General features: G+C 61.2%; 19 protein-coding genes. 15 read left to right on the top strand and 4 right to left on the bottom strand.

The window, feature by feature from the left end; all coding sequences use genetic code 11:
- Positions 1-43: 43 nt before the first annotated feature.
- On the bottom strand, positions 44-1,678 hold the full coding sequence (locus AC0V6X_RS01905) for an ABC transporter permease (RefSeq protein WP_486182902.1): 1,635 nt from the start codon (positions 1,676-1,678) through the stop codon (positions 44-46).
- A gap of 89 nt (positions 1,679-1,767) precedes the next feature.
- On the opposite strand from AC0V6X_RS01905, the gene AC0V6X_RS01910 reads away from it, so the two are divergent.
- The 4 genes from AC0V6X_RS01910 (at position 1,768) to AC0V6X_RS01925 (ending at position 6,118) form a co-directional block, all read left to right on the top strand.
- The gene (locus tag AC0V6X_RS01910) at positions 1,768-2,787 is read left to right on the top strand and encodes an ABC transporter ATP-binding protein (RefSeq protein WP_486182903.1); all 1,020 of its coding nucleotides are present in this window, start codon (positions 1,768-1,770) and stop codon (positions 2,785-2,787) included.
- Between the two features lie 80 nt (positions 2,788-2,867).
- Complete coding sequence (locus AC0V6X_RS01915; RefSeq protein WP_486182904.1) at positions 2,868-3,887, top strand: Fe(3+) ABC transporter substrate-binding protein; 1,020 nt, start codon at positions 2,868-2,870, stop codon at positions 3,885-3,887.
- A 170-nt stretch (positions 3,888-4,057) separates the two neighbouring features.
- A complete protein-coding gene (locus AC0V6X_RS01920; protein WP_486182905.1) occupies positions 4,058-4,888 on the top strand; it encodes a ferredoxin--NADP reductase in 831 nt (276 codons plus the stop codon).
- A gap of 87 nt (positions 4,889-4,975) precedes the next feature.
- Positions 4,976-6,118 (top strand): acyl-CoA dehydrogenase family protein, encoded by a 1,143-nt coding sequence (locus AC0V6X_RS01925; protein ID WP_486182906.1) that lies wholly within the window; start codon positions 4,976-4,978, stop codon positions 6,116-6,118.
- 61 nt (positions 6,119-6,179) lie between these two features.
- Here the strand turns inward: AC0V6X_RS01925 and AC0V6X_RS01930 are convergent, their stop codons facing one another.
- Positions 6,180-6,491, bottom strand: a complete 312-nt coding sequence (locus tag AC0V6X_RS01930; RefSeq protein WP_486185498.1) for a GIY-YIG nuclease family protein — start codon at positions 6,489-6,491, stop codon at positions 6,180-6,182.
- Positions 6,492-6,555: 64 nt separating this feature from the next.
- Between AC0V6X_RS01930 and AC0V6X_RS01935 the strand changes: the two genes are divergently transcribed.
- Together AC0V6X_RS01935 and AC0V6X_RS01940 are read left to right on the top strand one after the other, a co-directional pair.
- Positions 6,556-7,296, top strand: a complete 741-nt coding sequence (locus AC0V6X_RS01935; RefSeq protein ID WP_486182907.1) for an SDR family NAD(P)-dependent oxidoreductase — start codon at positions 6,556-6,558, stop codon at positions 7,294-7,296.
- 227 nt (positions 7,297-7,523) lie between these two features.
- On the top strand, positions 7,524-8,546 hold the full coding sequence (locus AC0V6X_RS01940) for an aldo/keto reductase (RefSeq protein WP_486182908.1): 1,023 nt from the start codon (positions 7,524-7,526) through the stop codon (positions 8,544-8,546).
- 3 nt (positions 8,547-8,549) lie between these two features.
- On the opposite strand, the gene AC0V6X_RS01945 is transcribed toward AC0V6X_RS01940, so the two are convergent.
- A complete protein-coding gene (locus tag AC0V6X_RS01945; RefSeq protein ID WP_486182909.1) occupies positions 8,550-11,276 on the bottom strand; it encodes a TonB-dependent receptor domain-containing protein in 2,727 nt (908 codons plus the stop codon).
- A gap of 125 nt (positions 11,277-11,401) precedes the next feature.
- Positions 11,402-12,949, bottom strand: a complete 1,548-nt coding sequence (locus AC0V6X_RS01950) for a hypothetical protein (RefSeq protein ID WP_486182910.1) — start codon at positions 12,947-12,949, stop codon at positions 11,402-11,404.
- Positions 12,950-13,266: 317 nt separating this feature from the next.
- On the opposite strand from AC0V6X_RS01950, the gene AC0V6X_RS01955 reads away from it, so the two are divergent.
- The 9 genes from AC0V6X_RS01955 to virB11 all read left to right on the top strand — a co-directional run bounded on the left by AC0V6X_RS01955 (position 13,267) and on the right by virB11 (position 21,945).
- A complete protein-coding gene (locus AC0V6X_RS01955; RefSeq protein WP_486182911.1) occupies positions 13,267-13,695 on the top strand; it encodes a tetratricopeptide repeat protein in 429 nt (142 codons plus the stop codon).
- Positions 13,696-13,948: 253 nt separating this feature from the next.
- Entirely contained in the window at positions 13,949-14,647 is a 699-nt protein-coding gene (locus AC0V6X_RS01960; RefSeq protein ID WP_486182912.1) for a lytic transglycosylase domain-containing protein, read from the top strand.
- A 48-nt stretch (positions 14,648-14,695) separates the two neighbouring features.
- Positions 14,696-15,016 carry a TrbC/VirB2 family protein gene (locus AC0V6X_RS01965; protein ID WP_486182913.1) on the top strand — a complete coding sequence of 107 codons (321 nt, stop codon included), beginning with the start codon at positions 14,696-14,698 and terminating at the stop codon, positions 15,014-15,016.
- Between the two features lie 4 nt (positions 15,017-15,020).
- On the top strand, positions 15,021-15,329 hold the full coding sequence (locus AC0V6X_RS01970; protein WP_486182914.1) for a VirB3 family type IV secretion system protein: 309 nt from the start codon (positions 15,021-15,023) through the stop codon (positions 15,327-15,329).
- A 13-nt stretch (positions 15,330-15,342) separates the two neighbouring features.
- Entirely contained in the window at positions 15,343-17,790 is a 2,448-nt protein-coding gene (locus AC0V6X_RS01975; RefSeq protein ID WP_486182915.1) for a VirB4 family type IV secretion/conjugal transfer ATPase, read from the top strand.
- Positions 17,787-18,968: a TrbL/VirB6 family protein gene (locus tag AC0V6X_RS01980; RefSeq protein WP_486182916.1), complete on the top strand. Its 1,182-nt coding sequence runs from the start codon at positions 17,787-17,789 to the stop codon at positions 18,966-18,968. Before AC0V6X_RS01975 ends, AC0V6X_RS01980 begins: the two co-directional genes overlap by 4 nt.
- The gene (locus tag AC0V6X_RS01985) at positions 18,965-19,753 is read left to right on the top strand and encodes a TrbG/VirB9 family P-type conjugative transfer protein (RefSeq protein WP_486182917.1); all 789 of its coding nucleotides are present in this window, start codon (positions 18,965-18,967) and stop codon (positions 19,751-19,753) included. The genes AC0V6X_RS01980 and AC0V6X_RS01985 overlap by 4 nt, the downstream gene beginning before the upstream one ends.
- A 22-nt stretch (positions 19,754-19,775) precedes the next feature.
- Positions 19,776-20,900 (top strand): TrbI/VirB10 family protein, encoded by a 1,125-nt coding sequence (locus AC0V6X_RS01990; RefSeq protein ID WP_486182918.1) that lies wholly within the window; start codon positions 19,776-19,778, stop codon positions 20,898-20,900.
- A gap of 7 nt (positions 20,901-20,907) precedes the next feature.
- Positions 20,908-21,945 (top strand): P-type DNA transfer ATPase VirB11, encoded by a 1,038-nt coding sequence (gene virB11 / locus AC0V6X_RS01995; protein ID WP_486182919.1) that lies wholly within the window; start codon positions 20,908-20,910, stop codon positions 21,943-21,945.
- The last annotated feature ends 52 nt before the right edge of the window (positions 21,946-21,997 follow it).

A 21,997-nucleotide genomic window follows, 5' to 3' on the forward strand; every position in this document is an offset into this window, starting at 1 on the left:
TAAAGTGACAATTTCGCCTGACACTTGCGCGATTTGGGACAGTTCAGCGCTTTCCGGTCCGCGTCAGCAGCAAAACCGGCAGCAATCCGGCGGCGAGCAGGATCAGGGCTGGGATTGAGGCTTCGACCAGCCGCTCATCTGAAGCAAGGCGGTAGGTGCGGGTCGCGAGCGTCTCGAGATTGAAGGGCCGCAGGATCAAGGTTGCTGGCAGCTCGCGCACCGTGTCGATGAAGACCAACGCAGCGGCGGCGGCTAGGCTGGGAGAGAGCAGCGGCGCATAGATGCGGCGCAGGACGCGGGTGGGTTTGGCGCCGAGCGAGCGCGCCGCGGCGTCGAGCGATGGCGGAATTGCGCTCATGCCGCCATCGACCGAATTGTAGGCGACCGTCAGAAACCGCACGCCCAATGCGTAGACAAGGATGATGCTCGTACCCGTCAGCACCAGCCCTCCACCATAGCCGAAGCTGTCGCGTAGAGTGCGGGTTAGGGCGATGTCGAAGGCTCCGAGGGGTGCGAGCAGGCCGACCGCTAGCAGCGCACCCGGCAGCGCATAGCCAAGGGTAGAGACCCGGATGCCAGCGCGCACCAGCTTGCTGTCCGAGCGCACCTTGGCAAAGGCGAGCACCAGAGCTGCGACACAGCACAGTGCAGACGCGGCAAGACCAAGCACAACGCTGTTTGTGACATAGTCCCAGACATTGGTGACGGGGTTTGTCGCCGAGGCGATGGCCGTCTCGCTCAAGGCAAGTGTAGCGAGATGCGCGGCGGGAAGCGCAAAGCCGAGTATCACCGGCAGTGCGCAGGCGACAACGGCTAGCGCTTTGCCCAAAGGCGAAAGCTCCACCAGCGCTTCACCCTCTGCAAGGCCATCCTTGCTCGATGTGCGGCCTGATCGCGTTCGAGCCTCCCACACCACTAGTGCGATGACGAACAGCAGCATGACCGCCGCCAGCTTCAGCGCCGCTTGCTTGTCGCCCATCGCGAGCCAGCTGCGGAAGATGCCGGTGCTGAAAGTGGGGATCGCGAAATATTGCGCGACGCCGAAGTCGGCGAGCACTTCCATCAGCACCAGAGCCAATCCTCCCGCTATCGCAGGCCGTGCGGTGGGCAAGGCGACTGTGCGGAAAGCGCGCAAAGGTGAGGCTCCCAGTGACCGGGCGGCGGCGAATTGACGCGCACTCTGCGTCGCAAAGGCCACGCGGGCGAAGAGGTAGACATATGGGTAAAGGACGATGCCGAGGACGAAGGCACCTCCGGGCAGGGATCTAATTTGCGGGAAGGCATAATCGGCGGCGGTCCAACCGGTGACCCCTCGCAGGGCGCTCTGCACGGGGCCTGCGAAATCGAGTAGGTCGGCATAGATATAGGCCGCAATATAGGCGGGCACAGCGAGCGGGAGGACCAGCGCCCATGCGAATATTGTGCGCCCCGGAAAACGCGTCGCGGCCACCAGCCATGCGCAGCCTGTGCCGACGATCACGGCGAGCCCTCCGGCCAGCGCCATCAGAAGCACGGTGTTGAGCACGTAATTCGGCAGCACAGTGCTGGCGAGGTGGGTTATCGCCTCGAACCCGCCGGCAGGAGCGGAGATGACGATGGCGAGGATTGGGAGCACCGCCAGCGCGGCGATGGCCAAGGCGCCCAATGTCCAGCCGTCGGGCAGGATGCTCGGGCGCACTTGAGGGCTTGTAGGTTGCAATACAGCGCTCATCTGGCCATGCACACTTGCAAGACAGACCACACAATCGTGCCAGGCAGGACCAGATTTTGAGCCTTGAGTTTCGACATATTGCCCATGCTTATGGCGAGGAACAGGCGCTTCACGACATCGCCTTCACCGCGCCTACGGGTAAGATTACTTGTCTGCTTGGGACGTCCGGCTGCGGAAAGTCAACCTTGCTGAACTTGGCGGCGGGGCTGCTCAAGCTGCAACAGGGCAGCGTGCATGTGGCAGGCGAGATGATCGCAGACCCGTCGCACAATCCTCCGCCTGAAGCTCGCCCCATCGGCCTTGTTTTTCAAGACGGCGCTCTGTTTCCGCATATGACCATCGCCGACAACATCGCCTTCGGGATGGATGCGGCGGCGGATGTTTCGATTGAGGAATGGCTTGAGCGCGTCGGTCTTGCAGGGCTGGGCGCGCGTTTCCCGCATGAGCTTTCCGGCGGCCAGCAACAACGTGCAGCGCTCGCCCGCGCCATGGCCCCGCGTCCGCAAGTCCTGCTGATGGATGAACCCTTTGCGAGCGTCGACATCGTCCTGCGGCGGCGGCTGCGGCGCGATTGTCGGCGGCTGCTGAAAGAGCGCGGCGCGACCACGGTGATGGTGACGCATGACCCTGAGGAAGCGCTTGACGTTGCCGATCAGATCGCGGTGATGGACGCAGGCCGGATCGTGCAAGTGGGCACGCCGGAGGATTTGCACGAGCGTCCAGCCACCGCCGCGGTCGGATCGATCTTCGGCGGCGCGCAGGTGCTCGAAGCGATCCGCGCTGGCGACACTCTGACCAGCGCGCTCGGCATCTGGCCGATTGCGAGCGTTGCGGGAGAGGTGCCGGAGCAAAGCGCGCTCGACCTCCTCATTCACGCCGAAACGCTCGATTGCGAGCCTGACGAAGCCGGCCTCGACGTGCTCGACGTTCATCCGTTGGGTGTGGCCAGTCGTGTGCTCCTGATCGGATCGGGAGGCGAGGAGATCACGGTCCAGACCACTTCTCCGGTCGAAGAGGGGCGCAAATATCGCGTCGTCCCGCGCGTCGGCAGCATCCGCGCTTTTCCACGCCAATAGAGCCTCACGCTAAATCAGCGCTTGCGTTCGCCTGCGCTTTATTGCAAACGGCTCGCAATAAGAAACGGAAGGGCTAATCCATGAAGAAACTGATTCTCGTAAGTCTCGCGGCGCTCACTGTGACGGCCTGTGCTGAGACTGCGGACGAAGAAGTGAACGTCTACTCCGCGCGCCACTACGACACCGATCTGGCGCTGTATGAGGACTTCACTGAGCAAACCGGCATCAAGGTCAACCTGATCGAGGCCGAGGCCGATGCTCTGATCGAACGCGTCCAGAACGAAGGCGAGTTCTCGCCCGCCGACATGCTCATCACGGTCGATGTGGGCCGCCTCTACCGCGCTGAGGAAGCCGGCATCCTTTCCGCTGTCGATTCCGATTTGATTGCCGAGCGACTGCCCGAACATTTGCGCCACCCCGATGGCCTGTGGTTCGGGCTCTCCACCCGTGCGCGCGTCATCATCTACAATAAGGAAGCGGGCGTGCCAGAAGGGCTCGACACTTATGCGGACCTCGCTGATCCGGCATGGCGCGGCGACATCTGCATCCGCTCCTCCTCCAACATCTACAACATCTCGCTGCTTTCAGCGATCATCGCCAATGAAGGGCCCGAGGCGGCCGAGGCATGGGCCAAGGGCGTCGTCGCCAACTTCGCGCGTGAACCGCAAGGCAATGACACAGCGCAGATCGAAAGCACGGCGCTGGGTGAGTGCCGCATCGCGGTCGTCAATTCCTACTATCTCGGCCGCTTTGCCGGTGGAGACGCAGAGCAGCGCGCGATTTTCGATTCCATCGGCGTGATCTTCCCCGATCAGGGCGAGGGCGAGAACGGCACGCACGTCAATGTCTCGGGCGCAGGCGTGGTTGCGAATGCCCCTAACCGCGAGAATGCGATCGCGTTTCTGGAATATCTGACCTCCGAAAGCGCACAGCGTTACTTCGCGGACGGCAACAACGAATATCCCGCAGCCATTGGCATGGAGGGCAACGCTGCCTTGCAAGAAATGGGCACTTTCCGCCCCGACACTCTAAACGCTGCCACGATCGGCGCTGGTCAGCGTGAGGCGGTGGAGATCTTCGACCGTTCGGGCTGGAACTAAGCCTCACCGCAATGGACTTTGTCGGAGGCGTAAAGCGTGCGCTCATCAAGCCGCGCTTTACGCCTCCAACTTTATTCTACCTTGATGCGGAGGCGTAAAATCGCCATTTGGCCACGCAATCACAGGGCGCAATTACGCCCGCAGACACGAATTTCCCGAAGGCCACGACTTTGACCGATACTGCAATCACAGCTCCTATCCCGCCCCGTGAGGCGTTTCAGGAAAGCGGCGCTCTGACCGTTGAGACGATCACCCACGTTCACCAGTGGAACGACGATCTCTTCACGCTCAAGATGACCCGCCCGGCTAGCTTCCGCTTCCGCTCGGGCGAGTTCATCATGATCGGTCTGCCCAAGGAAGACGGCAAGCCGCTGCTGCGCGCATACTCGGTCGCCAGTCCCTCCTATGACGAGGAGCTGGAGTTCCTCTCCATCATCGTGTCTGACGGCCCGCTGACCTCGCGCCTTCAACACATCAAGGTCGGCGATCCGATCTATCTCGGCAAGAAGCCGGTGGGGACGCTCGTCACGGACGCGCTGCTGCCCGGCAAACGGCTGTTCATGCTCTCCACCGGTACGGGTCTTGCCCCATTCATGAGCCTGGTTCGCGATCCGGAAGTCTATGCGATGTTCGACGAGGTCATCGTCGTCCACTCCGTCCGCCGCGTGGCTGATCTTGCCTATCGCGATCTCCTCGAAAGCAAGCTTGAAGGCGATCCGCTACTTGAAGACGAGGACCGGGCGCGCATGATCTATGTGCCGACCGTGACGCGGGAAGACTTCCACACGACCGACCGTATCCAGGTGCTGATCGATGATGGCCGGTTGTTCAAGGACTCCAAAGGTCCGAAGCATTTTGACCCCGAAAACGACCGCGTGATGCTTTGCGGATCGATGGCCATGATCAAAGACCACGCCGCCGATCTGGAAGCCCGCGGCTTCGAAGAGGGGGCGAATAGCAAGCCCGGCCAATTCGTCATCGAACGGGCTTTCGTGGGCTGAGGCCCGGCCACTCACCCCTTTACATTGCCGTCTCTCTGAGGTCAGTTGCTGCACGCAACTTAGACCCAATGAGAGAGACTATCCGCAATGCTGCAAACCGCCCACCGCACGGCTTACAACGAAGATCACGAAGCCTTCCGCGATACCGTTCGCAAAGTCTTCGCCGAGCATATGGAGCCCTATCTCGACGACCATGAGGCAGACGGCATCGTCCCACGTAAGGCTTGGAAGGCGCTGGGTGAGGCGGGGATGTTGTGTCCGACGGTCAAGGAAGAGAATGGCGGGCTGGGCCTCGATTTCGGCTTTAACTGCGTGCTGGCTGAAGAGCTAGCCTATATGGGTTCCTCCGCCGGATTTACGCTCCAGAATGATATCACCGTCAACTATTTCGAGCGGCTCGGTAGCCCGGAGCAGAAGGCCAAATACATCCCCGGCATGGTCTCGGGCGATATCATCACCGCGATTGCGATGACGGAGCCGGGGACGGGGTCTGACCTGCAAGGGATCAAGACCACCGCGATTGAAGATGGCAATCACCTTATCATCAACGGCTCGAAGACTTACATTACCAACGGCCAGAACGCCGACGTGGTGATCGTCGTCGCCAAGACCGATCCGAGCGCTGGAGCGAAAGGCACCTCGCTGGTGCTGGTCGATGCGGACACTCCCGGCTTTCAGCGCGGCCGCAATCTCGACAAGATCGGGCAGCATTCGGCGGACACGTCCGAGCTGTTCTTCGCCGATGTACGCGTGCCCAAGGCCAACATTCTGGGCGGCGAAGGCAGCGGCTTCATCCACTTGATGGAAGAGCTGCCGCAGGAGCGCCTTTCCATCGCGGTCAGCGCTATGGGCGGAGCTCAGCGTGCGTTTGACGAAGCGGTGAAGTTCACCAAGGATCGCAAGGCGTTCGGCACCACAATCTTCCAGTTCCAGAACACCAAGTTCACGCTCGCCGACCTGCAAGCCAAACTGCAAGTCGGCTGGGCGCATCTCGACTGGGCCATCGCCCGGCACCTGCGCGGAGAGCTGACCACCGGAGAGGCCTCCGCCGCAAAGCTCTGGCACACCGAGATGCAATGGGAGATGGTCGACGCCTGCCTCCAACTCCACGGCGGCGCGGGCTACATGAACGAATACGCCATCGCGAGGCTTTGGCGAGACGCCCGCGTTCAACGCATCTACGGCGGGACAAGCGAGATCATGAAGGAAGTCGTGAGCCGGGAGATTTGAGGTCAAATGCGGTGGTTGGTATTTGCTCGCACCGTCGCCCCGTGCTTGACACGGGGCTCGGCTACTTTGCTGTTTGGTCAACGCCAAACCAAGCGTCCCGCAAGTCATCCCACTCTGGGTTTTCATCTTCGATCAAGGCAAATTTCCACTCGCGTTTCCATTTCTTAACGAGCTTTTCGCGGGCGATGGCACTTTCAATCGTGTCATGGCGCTCGGCGAACACAAGTCGTGTTTTGCCGAAGTCACGCACATGGATGGAGCCAGTTCCTTCGAGGTGCTGGTGCGTTCGGGCGAGCAGATTGGCGGTGACGCCAACATACATCCCGCCTCGATAGCGGTTTGCCATAATGTATACCCAGCCACCCTTTGCCATCGTATCGATCAAAAGATAGCCAAGCCCCGTGTCAAGCACGGGGCGACGCTGATAGAGAGAAATCATGACCAACCCACTCGACTTCACCGGCAAACGTATCCTCGTCATCGGAGGCTCGGGCGGGATTGGGAATGGCATCGCGCAGGCCTTCCGCGCTCACGGAGGCGAAGTGATCGTCACCGGCACTCGGCCTGATGCGGGGGATTATCTGGAGGCGGAGGATAGCGACTTTAGCGGCCTCACCTACCACCAGCTCGATGTGACCAACCGGGCGGCTGTTGATGCTCTGCCGGACAAAATGCTCGAGCCTCATGTGCTGATCCAGTGCCAAGGCCTCGTGCGCTATGGGCGGGCGGAGTTTGGTCAAGATGGCTGGGATGAGGTCGTCGATGTGAACCTCAACTCGGTTATGGATGTGGCGCGCGCGTTCCATTCGGCGCTGGAGCATACGGGCGGGACGATGATCGTCATCTCCTCCGTCGCGGCGTTCAGCGCAGTGATCGGCAATCCGGCCTATGCGGCCTCCAAAGCGGGTGCGGCGAGCCTTGTGAAAACGCTTGGCGTGGCGTGGGCCAAACAGGGCATCCGCGTGAACGGCATCGCTCCCGGACTGGTGCCCACCAAGATGACGTCGATCATGACCGACCATCCCGAGCGGTTGGAAGCCATGGTCTCCGGCATCCCTATGCGCCGTCCCGGAACGCCAGAGGAAATGGCGGGCGCGGCCTTATTCCTCGCCTCGCCCATGAGCTCCTACATGACCGGGCAGACGCTGGTGGTCGATGGCGGGATGACTCTGGCTTGATGCAGGTGGCTGCGCGAGGGGCGTTTTCCTACGCTCGTCGAGCCTGCTATCCCGGTCATCCAGGGCTCTTTTTTGCCTGCGAACACCAACGAAATGAAAAGTCACACCTTGAACCACTCCATTTGCGCCTTTCTCTATATTTTTCATGAGCTTGAGGGGATTGGAGGATTCTTCAAACGCCTAGGATCAGTGTGTCAGGCACCGGCCAATCAGGAAGGGATATCGCGATGAAATACACCCGTTTGGGAACGTCCGGATTGGAGGTCTCCCGCCTCTGCCTTGGCTGCATGACCTATGGCGATACGACCAAGGGCTGGCATGGCGACTGGCTGCTGGGTGAGGAAGAGAGCCGCCCCTTCTTCAAGCAAGCTCTGGAAGCCGGGATCAACTTCTTCGACACGGCCAATGGCTACTCCGGAGGCACCTCGGAAGAGATCACCGGCAAGCTGCTTAAAGAGATGGCAAAGCGCGATGAGATCGTGGTCGCGACCAAGGCCTACATCCCGTGGCGCGGTGGCACTCCCAATACCGGCGGCCTTTCCCGCAAGGCGCTGATGCAGGCGGTCGATGACAGCCTAACGCGGCTCGGCATGGATTACATCGACCTCTACCAGATCCACCGGTGGGACGATTCGACCCCGATCGAGGAGACGATGGAGGCGCTGCACGACATCAGACAAGCGGGCAAAGCGCGCTATATCGGCGCGTCCTCGATGTATGCGTGGCAGTTTGCCAAGGCGCAGGAGGTGGCCAAGGCGAACGGCTGGACTCGCTTCATCTCCATGCAGAACCAGCTCAATCTCCTCTACCGCGAGGAGGAGCGCGAAATGCTGCCCCTTTGCGAAGATCAGGGTGTCGGCGTGATCCCATGGAGCCCGCTGGCGCGCGGCCGGCTGGCGCGGCCCTTGGGCGAGGAGACGGTGCGCAGCAAGACCGATGGCTTTGGCAAGGTCATCTACCCTGAGGATGCCGCCGACGATGCGACCGTCAACGCCTTGGCAGACCTCGCCGAGGCGCGCGGGGAGGCGATGGCGAGCCTTGCGCTCGCATGGCACTTCACCAAGCCGTCCGTCGCTTCGCCCATCATAGGCGCCTCCAAACCGCATCATATCGAGGCCGCCGTGGCCGCGCTCGACATCACGCTGAGCGCAGATGAAGTAAGGGCCTTGGAAGCGCATTACCGCCCCAAGGCCCCTACTGGAATGGGTATGGCTCTCCCGCCGACCTCTACGGTCAGCTTGGCGAGCTAAGTCTTAGAAGTCCGCCTTGATCCCGAAGGAGACCGAGGTGCCGACGTCAAACGAGTTGATCTCGACCCGGTTGCCGTTCAGCTCCTGGAACTCGAAATTGTCGCGGCCGAAGATGTTGCGCACTTCAAAGCTCAGCTCCATCGGGATGCCGAGTTCAACCTCGTAGCGGGTGACGAAGTCGACCGTCAGGCCAGGCGCTTCGACCACATCCGGCAGAGAACCGCCACGCAGGGTGACACGCTCGCTGGCGTAATTGACGAGGAAGGTGAACTGCTGGGTCTTCTCGGTGTCTTCGATCCCGATCGAGAAGTTGGCGATGTGGTCGGACTGGCCAACCAGCGGAGCGCCATCGTCGAACAGGTTGAAGGCCGACTGGTTCGGACTTCCCGGGATCGGTGCGATGTCGTCCTCACCCACGCTGATCTCTGACTGGGTGTAGGTGTAGTTCGCAAGGAACAGGAGCTGCTTGGTCTCAAACCAGCTGCCTCCCAGATTGTAGAGGTCGATGCCATAGACAAAGTCGAGCTCCGCCCCGAACAGCTCCGCCGACGGCGCGTTGGCGAAGCTGGTCTGGATCCGGCCCGAGGCGAGCGAGAGGAAGTTTTCGATCGGGTTGTCGATCTCTTTGAAGAAACCAGCGAGGCTGACGCGAGAGACACCGTCAATGTAGTACTCCGCGCGGGCTTCGAAGTTCAGCAATTCGCTGTCCTGAAGGAACGGGTTACCACGGAAACGACGGTTCGATTCAGGGTCGAAGTAGCTCTGCTCAACCAGCTCGCGGAATTGCGGACGGGCGATGGTTTGGGAGGCCGACAGGCGCAATTGCAGGTCAGGCATCGCTTCCCAGGTGATCGTGCCTGATGGCAGCAGATAGTCGTTCTGAATGTCGGTCGGCGACGCACCGGTGATCGGTGTGTTGAAGACCGTCTGGTCGAGGTTCACGAACTGAGCCGCCTCCTCATACCGAAGGCCGCCTTCTAGCGTGAGCGTATCGGTCGGAAGCCAGCGGAACATGCCGTAATAGCCCTGGACCTCCAGCGCTGCATCGAAAACCGGGAACGGGGTCGCTTCGGTTACAGTGACAGTGAAGCCTTCGAGCGTCGCATCGTTGATGATGAGGCCCGGCTGGCGAAGGCCGAGAGCCGTCGCAGCGGTTTCACCAAGCCCATTGCCGCTTGTGGGATCGGGCGAGATAAACGGACGGAACTCACGGCTCGACGAGCGGCGATCAGTGTCGGAATAGGAACCGCCGACGATCAGCTCAAAATTGTCAGTGACTTCGTAGGACAGGTCGATGCTGCCGAACCACAGCTCTTCCTTCAGATCGTCGAACGAAGCGGTCGAGATGCCAGCGTCTGAGAGCTGGTTGAAATACGCCACGAACAGATCGCCGAACTGGTTGCCGGAGAAGTTGGTGCGGGTGTAGCTGAAGTTGGTGTTGAACGGAGCCTCACGGTCGGTCCGCGCATAGCCAGCGCGAACGTCGACGCCGAAGCGGTCAAAGTCGAACTCGCCCACGAACTGCGTGTCCATCAGCTGGCGTTCGAACCAGGCGGTTTGCTGGTCGATGAAGTCGAAGCCGACCTCGCCAGGGAAGATGTCGAAGCCTTCCGACAGGCGCGCCGTCTTCAGCGTGTCGCGGATGTATAGGTTGGTCCAGCGAACGGTGTGGGGACCGAAGTCGAGGCCGAAGCTCAGCAGGCCGTTCACCAGCACGTTCTCATCGGTGATGAAGGTCTCGGTTTGCTGGAGAACTTCTTCGAGCGTTGTGCCGCCATTCTGCGTGAGAACCGAACGGTTTCGCAGGCTGTTCTTGATCGAAGCGGTGGCGATAATGCCGAGGAACGTGTCCTCGCCCAGCTCAAACGAGAGGCCCCCGGTGATCGAGCCGGAGAAGTTGGGACGCTGTGTGCCAACGCGTTGCAGGGTCACGAGGTTGGTCGGGAAAAGCTCTCCGGCGATGCCTTCCTGCACCGCGATTGAGGTTGCACCGATGCGCTCTCCGCTGTCGAGAAAAGCTTGCAGATTGGGCGGCACGTCGCGGTTGCCGGTGTCAAAGCCGAAGGAATCGAGGTCGGAACCGGAATAGGTCAGACCGTTCTGCCAGGTCGTCTCGGTATCGCCGCTGACGCTGAAACCGACGGATAGGAAATCCTCAACCGGTACAGCCTTGGTGGTGAGGTTGATGACGCCGCCGCCAAACTCTGCCGGGTAGTTGGCCGAATAGGTCTTCTGAACCAGCGAAGAGGCGATGACATTGGTCGGGAAAATGTCGAGCGGAACCACGCGGCTGAGCGGCTCGGGGCTGGGCAAGGGGAGGCCGTTGAGCAGCGCGAGTGAGTAACGATCGCCAAGACCGCGCACAAAGACGCGGCCATCGCCGACCAGCGACAGACCAGTGACGCGGCCCAGAGCGCCGGCAATGTCGCCTTCGCCGGTTCGGGCAATGTCTTCAGCCGACAGAACGCTCAGCACCTGTGTGGAGGAACGCTCAGGATTGCGGTTGCGGCGGCCGGTGACAATGATGCCCGAGCCTCCAGGAACGGAGATATCAGGCGCGTCCTGTTCGTCCTCTTCCGCGCCAACTTCGTCAACGTCATCGACGTCTTGCGGTGTCTCCTGCTCATCAGCCTCAGGCGCAGGATCAGCGTCCTGCGCGTAGAGAGCGGTCGGGAAAGTGAGCGACGTGGTGAGAAGCAGCAGTCCTGCTAAACGCGTGCCGGTGGACATAGTGCTAGGCCCCTTTGCTAGCTTGGTCTTGAAAAGGTCAGAGCCTCGAGATGGCTCTCTTTAGATGAAGTGAGAGGCGCCACGTCGATGCGCGGCGCCTCCCGGATCAGTTCAGCGCTGCGACCTTAAGGTGTCGGCAGCGAGGTGCAGGCTCCGCTGGCGCTGCCAAAGTCGAGGATCGACGAGTTGCAGGTCCAGTCGCCAAAGTCGGTGGAGAGGTCGCTCTCGACCGCGCCGACAAAGGTGGAGTTGCTGAAGAATGAAGAACGCGCGGTTGCATCGAACGGCGTGACACCGTTCTCATTCGCACCGTTCACAACACCGGTCAGCGACAGCGTGAAGCGGAAGTCGTTGTTGGTGCCAGCATTGACCTGCGCTTCAACGGCCGCATCGGTCGGCCCGCGGAATGGACGGGTGTCGCCGTCACACACGGTTGAGTCGACAGATGTGTTGGTCACGTTGTCGTCTTCGTCGAGACGCAGGCAAACATCGCCAGCTGTGTCCACGTCGATCACTGTGTTGGTGAGCGAGAGGGAGGCACCGCCACGACCGCGCACCGCTTGGCTCGAAGCCGAAGAGCGCTGGACGAAGGTCGCGTTGTTGACCTGGAAGTTCGACTGCGGAAGCGCATTGGCCGGTGTCGGCTGCTCGTTACCCGGTGAGTCGAGTTCGATAATGCTGTCGCCAGTGTTGGTGCGCTGTACGACGACAACCGTCTCAACATTCACGCGAGCGCCAGAGTCGACGTCGAGTGAATCGTCCGATGCGCCGACAACCGCGATGTTGTTCGCGTTGAAGGTGCCGCCGAAGAACTCAAGGCCATCATCAGAGCTGTTGAACGACTGAACGTGACTGATCGTCGTGCCTGAACCTACGCCGCCAGTGGTCAGCGACTGAAGTTCACTGCCCTGCAGCAGTTCGAAGCCCGAATAGCGGATCTGGTTGTAGGTGAAGGAGCCCGAGCTGTCCTCGTCAAACTCACCGCCGAACAGGATCGTGTTGGCATTGCCTTCCAGCTCCATCTGGCAGTCATTGGTGAAGCTGCCGGGCGTGGTGTTGAAGGTCTGGTCGAAGCAATCCGAAACGCGGCCACGGCCGAGCAGAACGACGCCGCCCCACTGGGCTTGGCTTGCATCGGTGGCGATGCCGAGGATGTTGTCGCGGCTGGTCCAGATGATTGGGTTGGTCTCTGTGCCGTCAGAGAAAAGCTGGTTGCCGCGCGGAACGACCAGGAAGCTTGCGGCTTGCCCGAAAAGGATCGCGCCCGGCTCAATCGTCAGGCTCACACCTTCGCCAATGTCTCCGGCGCCGCCATCAAAGCCTTCATCGACGCCAACAGAAACCTGATCGGAAATCTCGTAGACGAGGCCGTCGATGGCGGGGAGGGTGTCGTCGGTGGTAAAGGTCGCGGGCAGGGTGCAGACGCGATATTCACCAGTCGGACCAGAAATCGTTCCAGCGTCGGTAAGGCCGCCTGGGGTGAGGATGGTTGGGCAACCTGCTGCTGGGGTCACGCTGCCTGTACCGCCTGTCGGGGTCGGCGTTGGCGTCGGCGTCGGATTGTTGATGATGATGTCGCCGTTTGTACCGGGCGAAACAATTTCATCAGCGCCGCAGCCAGCAAGAGCTACAAGACTAGCGCCAAGAACGAGAGAGCGTTGGATACTTTTCACAGCGAGCGGTCCCCTAAAAACCATGAGAATCGGTTGGTACGCGTTTGGTACGCGAGGCCTCGCTAGGGCTGCTAAATGACAGAATTTTTTCGGGCCGCCGCTTTTTGCGTCACATTTGTCACACAGTCGAAATATGACTCTTTTGCCTCAGGAAAGACACCTAAGTGTCACAATTTGAGCGTTCGTCGTGTCAAATAAGCATCTGAAAGGTGGAGGGAAATGGCGTGAAATTGTCGCAACGATGACAATGTGACAGTTATGTTGCATTCAAAAGAAACTTCTGTCATATAGCGTGCAACGAGAAGGAGGACATTGGCATGTCTTACACATCAACACGCACTTTCGGTCTCGCTGCCATCGCAGCTGCAGGCCTTTGCCTTACCGCCCCGCTTGCCGCGCAAAATGCGCCCGTAAATGCAGCGGAAGAAGACGCTGATCTGGCAGCGCAAACTCTGACAGAAGGGCAGGCTGAGCAGGCTATCACTATGCTTGAAGCTGAGCTTGAGCAGGCACCGGGTGATCCCGCTTTGCTGATCAATCTTGGCATTGCTCATGCGCAAACCGGCAATGACGGCGAAGCGCGGGCCAATTTCGAAGCTGCAATGCGCAGCCGCGATGTGATCGATCTGGAAATCGCGAGCGGAGACACGACCGATTCTCGCCGCCTTGCACGCCGGGCTCTCTCAATGCTTGAACGCGGTGAGTTTCAGGGCGAACGGCCAGGCCGCCTGACTCTGCGCGACTAAACGCACAAAGCACCTCAACAAAAGGCGCGAGAGGCATGTCCTCCCGCGCCTTTTGTTTTGCGCTGAACGCTTTTGTTTGCGGCGCGAGACAGGCCGTTGCCAGATGATACAAAGCGTCACCGCAACCCGTAAACGCCCGATATTGCGTCGCTTCCTTCGGGTGCCCTGAAGCGCCAAGACGTCACACATCATGCCCAAGACTGTCACCTCCCTGTCATTTAGGCTAGACAAGGGGGGAGCAGGAGAACGGCTAATGATTCTCGCGCGTGCGAGTGGACAAGGCACTGCCCGAAAGCTGACCGGCCCATCAATGGTGGCTGCCGTGGCTGTTGCTTTGAGCGCTACGAGCGCGCAGGCCGACGTTCTGGAAGTGAGTTCGCAAGGTTCCCGCTGGGTCGCTGGTGGCCCCGAAACGCAAGCCGATGCTGCAACAAGCAACCAGTCCCAGACCTTCCTGACCGAGGAAGAGCGCACCGCTTTGAGCGCGATGATCGTCCCTGATCGCATCGTCGCTGATACAGCTGAGCATGCTGCGGACATTCCACCCGAATATGCGGCCAAGATCCAAGAACTCGCCATGCGTTTCGACCTCAGCCCCAGCCTGCTTGAAGCGGTTGTGTGGCAAGAGAGCCGGTGGCGTGCCAATGCCGTTTCGCCCGCTGGAGCGAGGGGGCTTGCACAGTTGATGCCGGGAACGGCGCGCGATCTGGGCGTTGATCCCGATGATCCGATGCAGAACCTGGAGGGTGGGGCGCGTTATTTGCGCGAGCAGTTAGACCGGTTTGACGGTGATCTTGAGAAAGCGCTCGCAGCTTATAATGCAGGGCCGGGCCGGGTCATCCGCGCGAACGGCATTCCGAACATCCGCGAAACCCGCGAATATGTCGCCGCCATCATGGGGCGGCTTTCCGATCATTCGCGGGTCGAACATTCTGGGGTTGAACCGCAATAAATGCGGGTCAGCTCCGGGCAATCCGTCTTGAAGGATATGGACACACAAATGAAATCGCTTCTTCAATCTGTGACTGAGACTTTTGCGCGTTTCGCTGCTCTGCTGACGCTGGCTGTGATGCCGAGCGCGGCATTGGCTCAGACCGCCAACAACACGACCGGCGGAGACCCGATCACCAGCGCGCTGCAATGGATGCAGGGCATTCTGCTTGGCCCCATCGCGACAGCTGTGGCGGTGATGGCTGTGGCAGGCGTCGGCTTTATGATGCTCACCGGAAGGATGAACTGGCGCTATGGCGGCACGGTCATCATCGGCGTCTTCATCATCTTTGGCGCGCCGCGCTTGGTCGCAACGATTGCCGGGGTCTAAGCATTTGAGCGACCTTATCCGCCATCCCGTGCACCGCACTTTGACCCGCCCGCAGATGTTTATGGGCGTGACGGCAGTATTCTTCATCATCAACATCATGGTGTCGATGATTGCGTTCCTGATCCTGTCACACTTGTTCACCAGCATTTGGGGGGTCCTCGGTTTCATGATGGTGCCGGTTACGATGCATGTGATCGGATATTTCGCGTCGCTGCGTGAACCGCGCATCTTTGACCTTTGGATCACCAAGGTCTCCAAATGTCCCCGCGTGCCGAATTTCCGGCGCTGGGGCTGCAACAGCTACGCGCCGTAAGAGAGCGAGACGAATGGCAAAGTGGATCGGACCTGCAGCATGGAGCGCCAAAGAAGCGCTGGCTGGCGATCGCCTGCCCTATGAACGGCTGATCGACGAGAACACCGTGCTGCTGCGCGATGGCTCTGTCATGAGCGCCATTCAAGTGCCTGGCCTGCTGTTCGAGACCGAGGATTCCGCTGCACTCAACGCCCATGCTGCGACCCGTGAGGTCGTGCTGCGCTCAACGCTTGATGCGCGCTTTGTGCTCTACCACCACGTTATCCGGCGGCGGGTCGAAGTGGAGCTGGATGCGGAGTTTCCCGACGCCCTTTCACGCCATATCGACGCGCGTTGGAAGGAGCGGTTGGCTGGCGGCTCGCTGTTTATCAACGACCAATTCGTGACGCTCATCCGCCGCCCTGCGCGCGGCAAGGCGGGCCTGCCGGAGCGGATTTCCAAGTTCTTCTCGCGCACGGCCCAGGAAGAACTGGAGGCCGACCCCAAAGATATTCGCAGCCTCAAATCCGCCGTAACCGGCCTTGTCGCTTCGCTCGCTCCCTATGGAGCAGCGGTGCTCGGCGACTACAGCGCTCCGGGCGGCAAACGCGCGACCAATTCGGAGATGCTGGAGCTGCTTTCCGCGCTCTACAATGGTGAAATGCGCCCTGTGCGTCGTCCCGATGCGGACACCGATATTGGCCATATGCTCCCCTATCGCCGCGTCAGCTTTGGTCTCGATGCGATGGAGACCAGGGCCGAGGGTGAACCTGTGTTCAGCGCGGTTCTTGGCCTGAAGGAATATCCCGAGGCGACCTCTCCCGGACTGCTCGATCCGCTGCTGCGGCTGCCGTTCGAAATGATCGTCACGGAAAGCTACGCGCCTAACGAGCGCACGACTGCGCGTGAGCGGATTGATCTGGCGCTGCGCCGCTCGCGGTCCGTCGACGAAGAAGCGATGGCAGAGCGCGCCGACATGATGGCCGCGCGTGACGAACTGGGCAATGGCAGCGTCGGCTTTGGCGACCACCATCTGACGGTGCAGGTGCGTGAAAGCGCGCTCGATCGGCTGGACGAAGCCTGTGCAGCGGCGGCAGCAGCGCTGGCGGATACCGGCGCGATTGCGGTGCGCGAAGACACCAATCTTGAGCCGTCCTTCTGGGCGCAGTTTCCGGGTAATGAGAGTTATGTGGTGCGCCGCGCGCTCATCTCCTCGGCCAATATGGCAAGCTTTGGCAGCTTCCATGGCTTTGCGCTGGGGCAGGCCTCGGGCAACCATTGGGGCGATGCGGTGACATTGCTGGAGACGACCAGCGCGACACCGTTCTTCTTCAACTTCCACAATGGTGATTTGGGCAATTTCTCGGTCATCGGCCCGTCGGGTTCTGGCAAGACCGTGGTGATGAATTTCCTCGCTGCCCAAGCGCAAAAGTTTCAGCCGCGCACTATCCTGTTCGACAAGGATCGCGGGGCGGAGCTGTTTATTCGCGGGATCGGCGGGAACTACGACCGGATTTCTCCGGGAGAACCGACCGGCTTCAACCCGCTCTCGCTGCCCGATACGCCTGCCAACAAAGCCTTCCTGCGCGATTGGCTGGGCGTGCTTTTGGAGGCGCAAGGGCCTGAGGAGCTCGCGACGATCAGCGCGGCGGTCGATGCGACCTACGCCAATGATCCGAGCCTTCGCCGCCTGCGCCACTTCCGCGAATTGCTCGCCGGTGCGCGCCGTCCGCAGCCGGGCGATCTTGCGGACCGTTTGAGCGCGTGGATCGGCAGCTCATCCGGCGATGGCGGGGAGCATGCCTGGCTGTTCGACAATGCCAAGGACGCGCTCGACCTCGATCAGCGCGTGCTCGGCTTTGACATGACGCAGCTGCTCGACAATCCGCGCCTGCGCACGCCGACCATGATGTATCTATTTCACCGCATTGATGAGCGGTTGGATGGCGAGCCGACCATGATCCTGATTGATGAGGGGTGGAAGGCGCTGGATGATGAGGTGTTTGCAGGCCGCATCCGCGATTGGCTCAAGACCTTGCGGAAGCGTAATGCGCTGGTGGGCTTTGCCACGCAGAGCGCGCGTGATGCGCTCGAAAGCCGGATATCCACCGCTCTGGTCGAGCAAACCGCGACCATGGTCTTCATGCCCAACAGCCGCGCGCGGGCGGAAGATTATTGCGACGGATTTGGCCTTACCGAACATGAGCTGGCGCTGATCCGCTCGCTCCCTGCACACTCGCGCTGCTTCCTTGTGCGCCAACCCGATGCGAGCGTCGTGGTGCGGTTGGACCTGTCAGGCGCGCCTGAAGTGCTGACGATCCTATCTGGCCGCGAAGCCGCTGTCCGTCGCCTCGACCTGCTGCGCGAAGCGGTGGGGGATGAGCCGAGTGCTTGGTATCCGGCGCTCACCAATGCAGCGTGGCCCGATGGCGGCGCGCCGACAAACCCGGACGGTACGCCCGTCCGACAGGCTGCCGAATGACGACCAGCTGCGACCTTGTTGCCGAAGACATGGGCACAGGCGTTGCCGCCGCACTGACGGCGGTGGACTGCATCGCCAATCAGGTGAGCGAGGAAGCATTCCTGCGACTGTCCGAAGGTCCGATGGGGACATGGCTGCCCATTTTGCTGATCTTCTTCGTCGCATTCTTCGGCATCAGCCTGATGCTGGGGCGCTCGAATCTATCGCTGAGAGCGGCCATCCCCAAGATGGTCACAATCGGCCTGGTGACGACCTTTGCGACCAGCTTCTTCATCTTCCAGCAGTTCTTCTACAACATCTTCGTGCTCGGCCCGGACTCGATTGCGGGGACACTGACGGGCAGTCCGGGATCGGCCACAGCAACCTTCGCGGCCAAGCTCGACGTTGTGTTTATCGCGGTCCAAGAAGCCTCGACCGGTCAGCAGGATATCAGCGCTTTCTCCCCGCCCGGCATGATGTGGATCGGAGCGATGTTGCTGTTGCTCGGCACGGTCGGATTGCTGGTGACAGCACGTATCGGCTTGGCTCTGCTGCTGGCTGTGGGGCCGATCTTTGTGGTCCTTGCCTTGTTCAACGGCACACGCGGGCTGTTTGTTGGCTGGCTCAAGGGGCTGGTGATGCTGGCCCTCGCGCCGCTCTTCGCGATTGTCGGCGGGTCTATCATGCTGGAGATGGCTGTCCCAATCCTCGCCGCGCTCGTTGCAGTGCCGGGGCAGATTGACCAGCAAGCGGCGATGGCGTTCTTCCTGGTAGGGGCGGTCCACATGGCGCTGATGTTCATGGTGCTCAAAGTGTCCTCGAGCATGGTCGCAGGCTGGCAGGTCTTTGGCCTCGCGGACCCGGAAAGAGCCGACTTGAGAGGAAAAGACGCGTCCAGAGCTTCTGCGAATGCTGGCGCAAGGTCCGCTGCTCAGCCTATCGCCGTGCAGCCGCGACAGGCGCCGGCCACCGCGGCTCCGCGCCGGGTTGATGTTGCGATGGCCAGCGTCGCCGCTGCGAACGATACGGGCACAACCACCACCGTTACCACGCGTGAGACCAAGGTCTACGCCACCGGCTCTGGCAGTGGCCAAAGCGGCCCTTCGAGCCAAGCCGCCTCGCGTACGCGCGGGATAGGCAACCGTTTCCGCTCCGCTTCGACTACAAGCGCAGCCCCCAATTCGGAGAATAAAGCATGATCCGCGCCGACTGGATCCGGCTTCCTGTGATTGCAATGGCACTTGCCATTTCTGCGCCCGCTTCAGCGCAAGAGGTCGAGCCTGTGCCCGATCGCCCCTCCGACCCGCGTCTTGTGACGGAGATTTTTGACGAGGGCCAGGTCTTCACCATCACCGGCAAAGTCCGCGTGCAAACGACGATCAAGTTCGCTCCTGATGAAGCGATCCAGAACGTCGCGATCGGTGACAGCAATGCCTGGCAGGTGCAGCCCAATCAGGCGCAGACGATCTTGTTTGTGAAGCCGCTCCAAACCAATGCCCGCACCAATATGACGGTCGTGACGAGCCGCCGGACTTACCTGTTCGACCTCGTCGCTTCGCCCCGCAACGCGCCGCTTTATGTGATGCAATTCCGCTATCCCGAGCTTGAGGCGGCAGCAGAGGAAGCCGCTCTGGCCGCAGCCGCAGCGGCGGAGGCTCAGGCCGCGAATGAGCTCGCCGAGGCACCAACCGCAAACGACCCCTATGCGGTTGACGATCCCGCCCTGCTGAACTTTGCGTGGGACGGTGAAGGCGACCGCAAATTGCTGCCGACCCGCGCCTATGACAATGGCCGCGTCGTGTTCCTGACCTGGCCCGAAGACACAGCCATCCCTGCGATCCTTATCACCAATGATGATGGGGATGAGGGGCCGGTGAATTTCACCGTCCGGGGCGACACAGTGGTGCTCGACACCGTCCCGCGTGAGATCATTTTGCGGTCTGGCGGGGACCGAGCAACTTTGACCAGCGGCCCGCGCGGCTGATGATGAACTGGGAGATGAAGTGATGCGTCTTGCCATGCGTTTGCCGTCCAAGAAGGGCGATGGTGGCGGCCCCTCAGAAGGTGATCCACGCGAAGGTCAATCGGCAGAGGTTATCGACCTTGCCAGCCGCAATGGCTTCTCCGCCGTTGCCGAGCGCAAGACCAAGACCGAAGGCGTCGGACTGGCGCTGGGTGCGGTTATGGTTCTGCTGCTGGGCGGTGTGACATGGTGGGCGATGGAAGCAGCGCAATTGCCTGAGGAAGGCGCTGGCCAAGCGGCTTCTCCGCAAGCCGCGACCCAGCCCGCTGTCGTCCCGTCGCCGCAGCCTGCGCAAGTGGCACCACCCGTGCCGCAGCCTGATCCTGCGCCTGCCCCTGTGCTTGCGAGGCCCCCGGGCGGAGCTCTTGCTCCCGCGACCAATCCCTATGCCAGCCCGACCATGGTGTTTGACGCCAGCGCGAATGCTCAGCCGGCCCAGGCAGCGCAAGCCGCCGGTGCAACCGCGCCGGGCGCTAGTGCGGGCGACGGCGGCGCTACGGGCTCCGCCGCTCAGTTTGCAAGCCGCATTGGCGGAGTCGGCGGCGCGCCCGCCCAGGCTCGCCCAATGACCAATCCGGGCACGACGGTGACAGAAGGGACGATCATTCCGGCGGTCCTCGAAACCGCGATCAACACTGATATTCCCGGATATGTCCGCGCGATTGTGAGCCAAGATGTGCTAAGCTTTGACGGCACGCGCGTGTTGGTCCCGCGTTCCTCGCGGCTGATCGGCCAGTACCAATCCGGCGTCGAGCAGGGGCAAAAGCGCGCTTATGTCGTGTGGACGCGGCTGATCCGGCCCGATGGCGTCTCGGTCAATATCGCATCGCCAGCGATTGCCTTTGACGGGACAACCGGCCTGCAAGGCGATGTCGACACGCATTTCTTCAGCCGTTTCGGCTCCGCCATGTTGCTGTCGGTTGTCGGCGGGCTAGGCGCGATTGCCTCTGGCGGAGCATCGGTTGTCATCGGCGGAGCAGGGCAGAGCGCTGCCAGCACCGCTTTGCAGCAGGACGGCCAGCGCAGCCCGACGATCCGCGTGCCTCCCGGTGAGCCGATCCGCGTCTACACCGCGCGCGATCTCGATTTCAGCACGGTCACCAACTAAGTTCTCGATGACCGCCGATATTCATCCCTTACCCTCGAATGGTGGAGACGATGCAGAGGCTGCTGATCCGGCGAGCCTTGCAGCGATCACGGGTGAGCGCAGCGTCTATCTCGACGCCTATCTCGCGCCGTTCAAGCGCTGGCTTGACCGCGACACGGTGACGGAGATCATGGTCAACCGACCGGGTGAGGTGTGGGTCGAAGATGCCTCTAATCCCGGCATGCAAAGGGTTGATACGCCAGAGATTGATGACCGCCTCGTCCAGCGCTTGGCTGAACAGGTCGCGCGGGTCAGCCACCAGGGGATCAACCGTGAGCATCCGCTGCTGGGCGCGACTTTGCCTGACGGCGCACGCGTGCAGTTCTGCGGGCCTCCGGCAAGCCGAAAGCATTGGGTCATGGCGATCCGGCGGCACCGGCGGCTCGACCTGCCGCTCGATGCTTATGACACCGGACCATTGGCAGGCGAGCGGGCGGTGCAACTGCCCGATCCACAATCCCAACCGATCGATTACCTGCGCCAAGCGATCCGCAATCGCCGCACGATCCTGATTTCCGGCGGGACGAGCACGGGAAAGACCACTTTCCTCAACGCCATGCTGGGAGAGATCCCGCAGCAGGAACGCGTTGTGCTGGTCGAAGATACGCCTGAACTGCGCTTTCCGGGTGAGAACACGGTGGGCCTCGTCGCGGTGAAGGGCGAGTTGGGGGAGGCCAAAGTCACCCCCAACGAATTGCTCCAGGCCGCTTTGCGTCTGCGCCCTGATCGCATCGTGCTGGGCGAGCTGCGCGGGGCAGAGAGCGTTTCTTTCCTGCGCGCGATTAACACGGGCCATCCGGGCAGCTTCTCCACGATCCATGCAAACTCTTTGCGGGGCGCGCTTGAGCAATTGTCGCTGATGGTGATGCAGACCGGCATCGGCCTCACGCGCAGCGATACTATTGCTTATGCCGCAAGCGTCATTGACGTGATCGTCCAGCTGGGCCGCGACGCCAATGGCAAGCGCGGGATCACGGCGATTGCGGACAGCCAGTCGCTCGTCTGAGGCCTCCCGTTAGCGGGCATTCACATTTATGTGACAAGACGCTTTGGGTGTT

The organism is Erythrobacter sp. S267 (assembly GCF_057365045.1).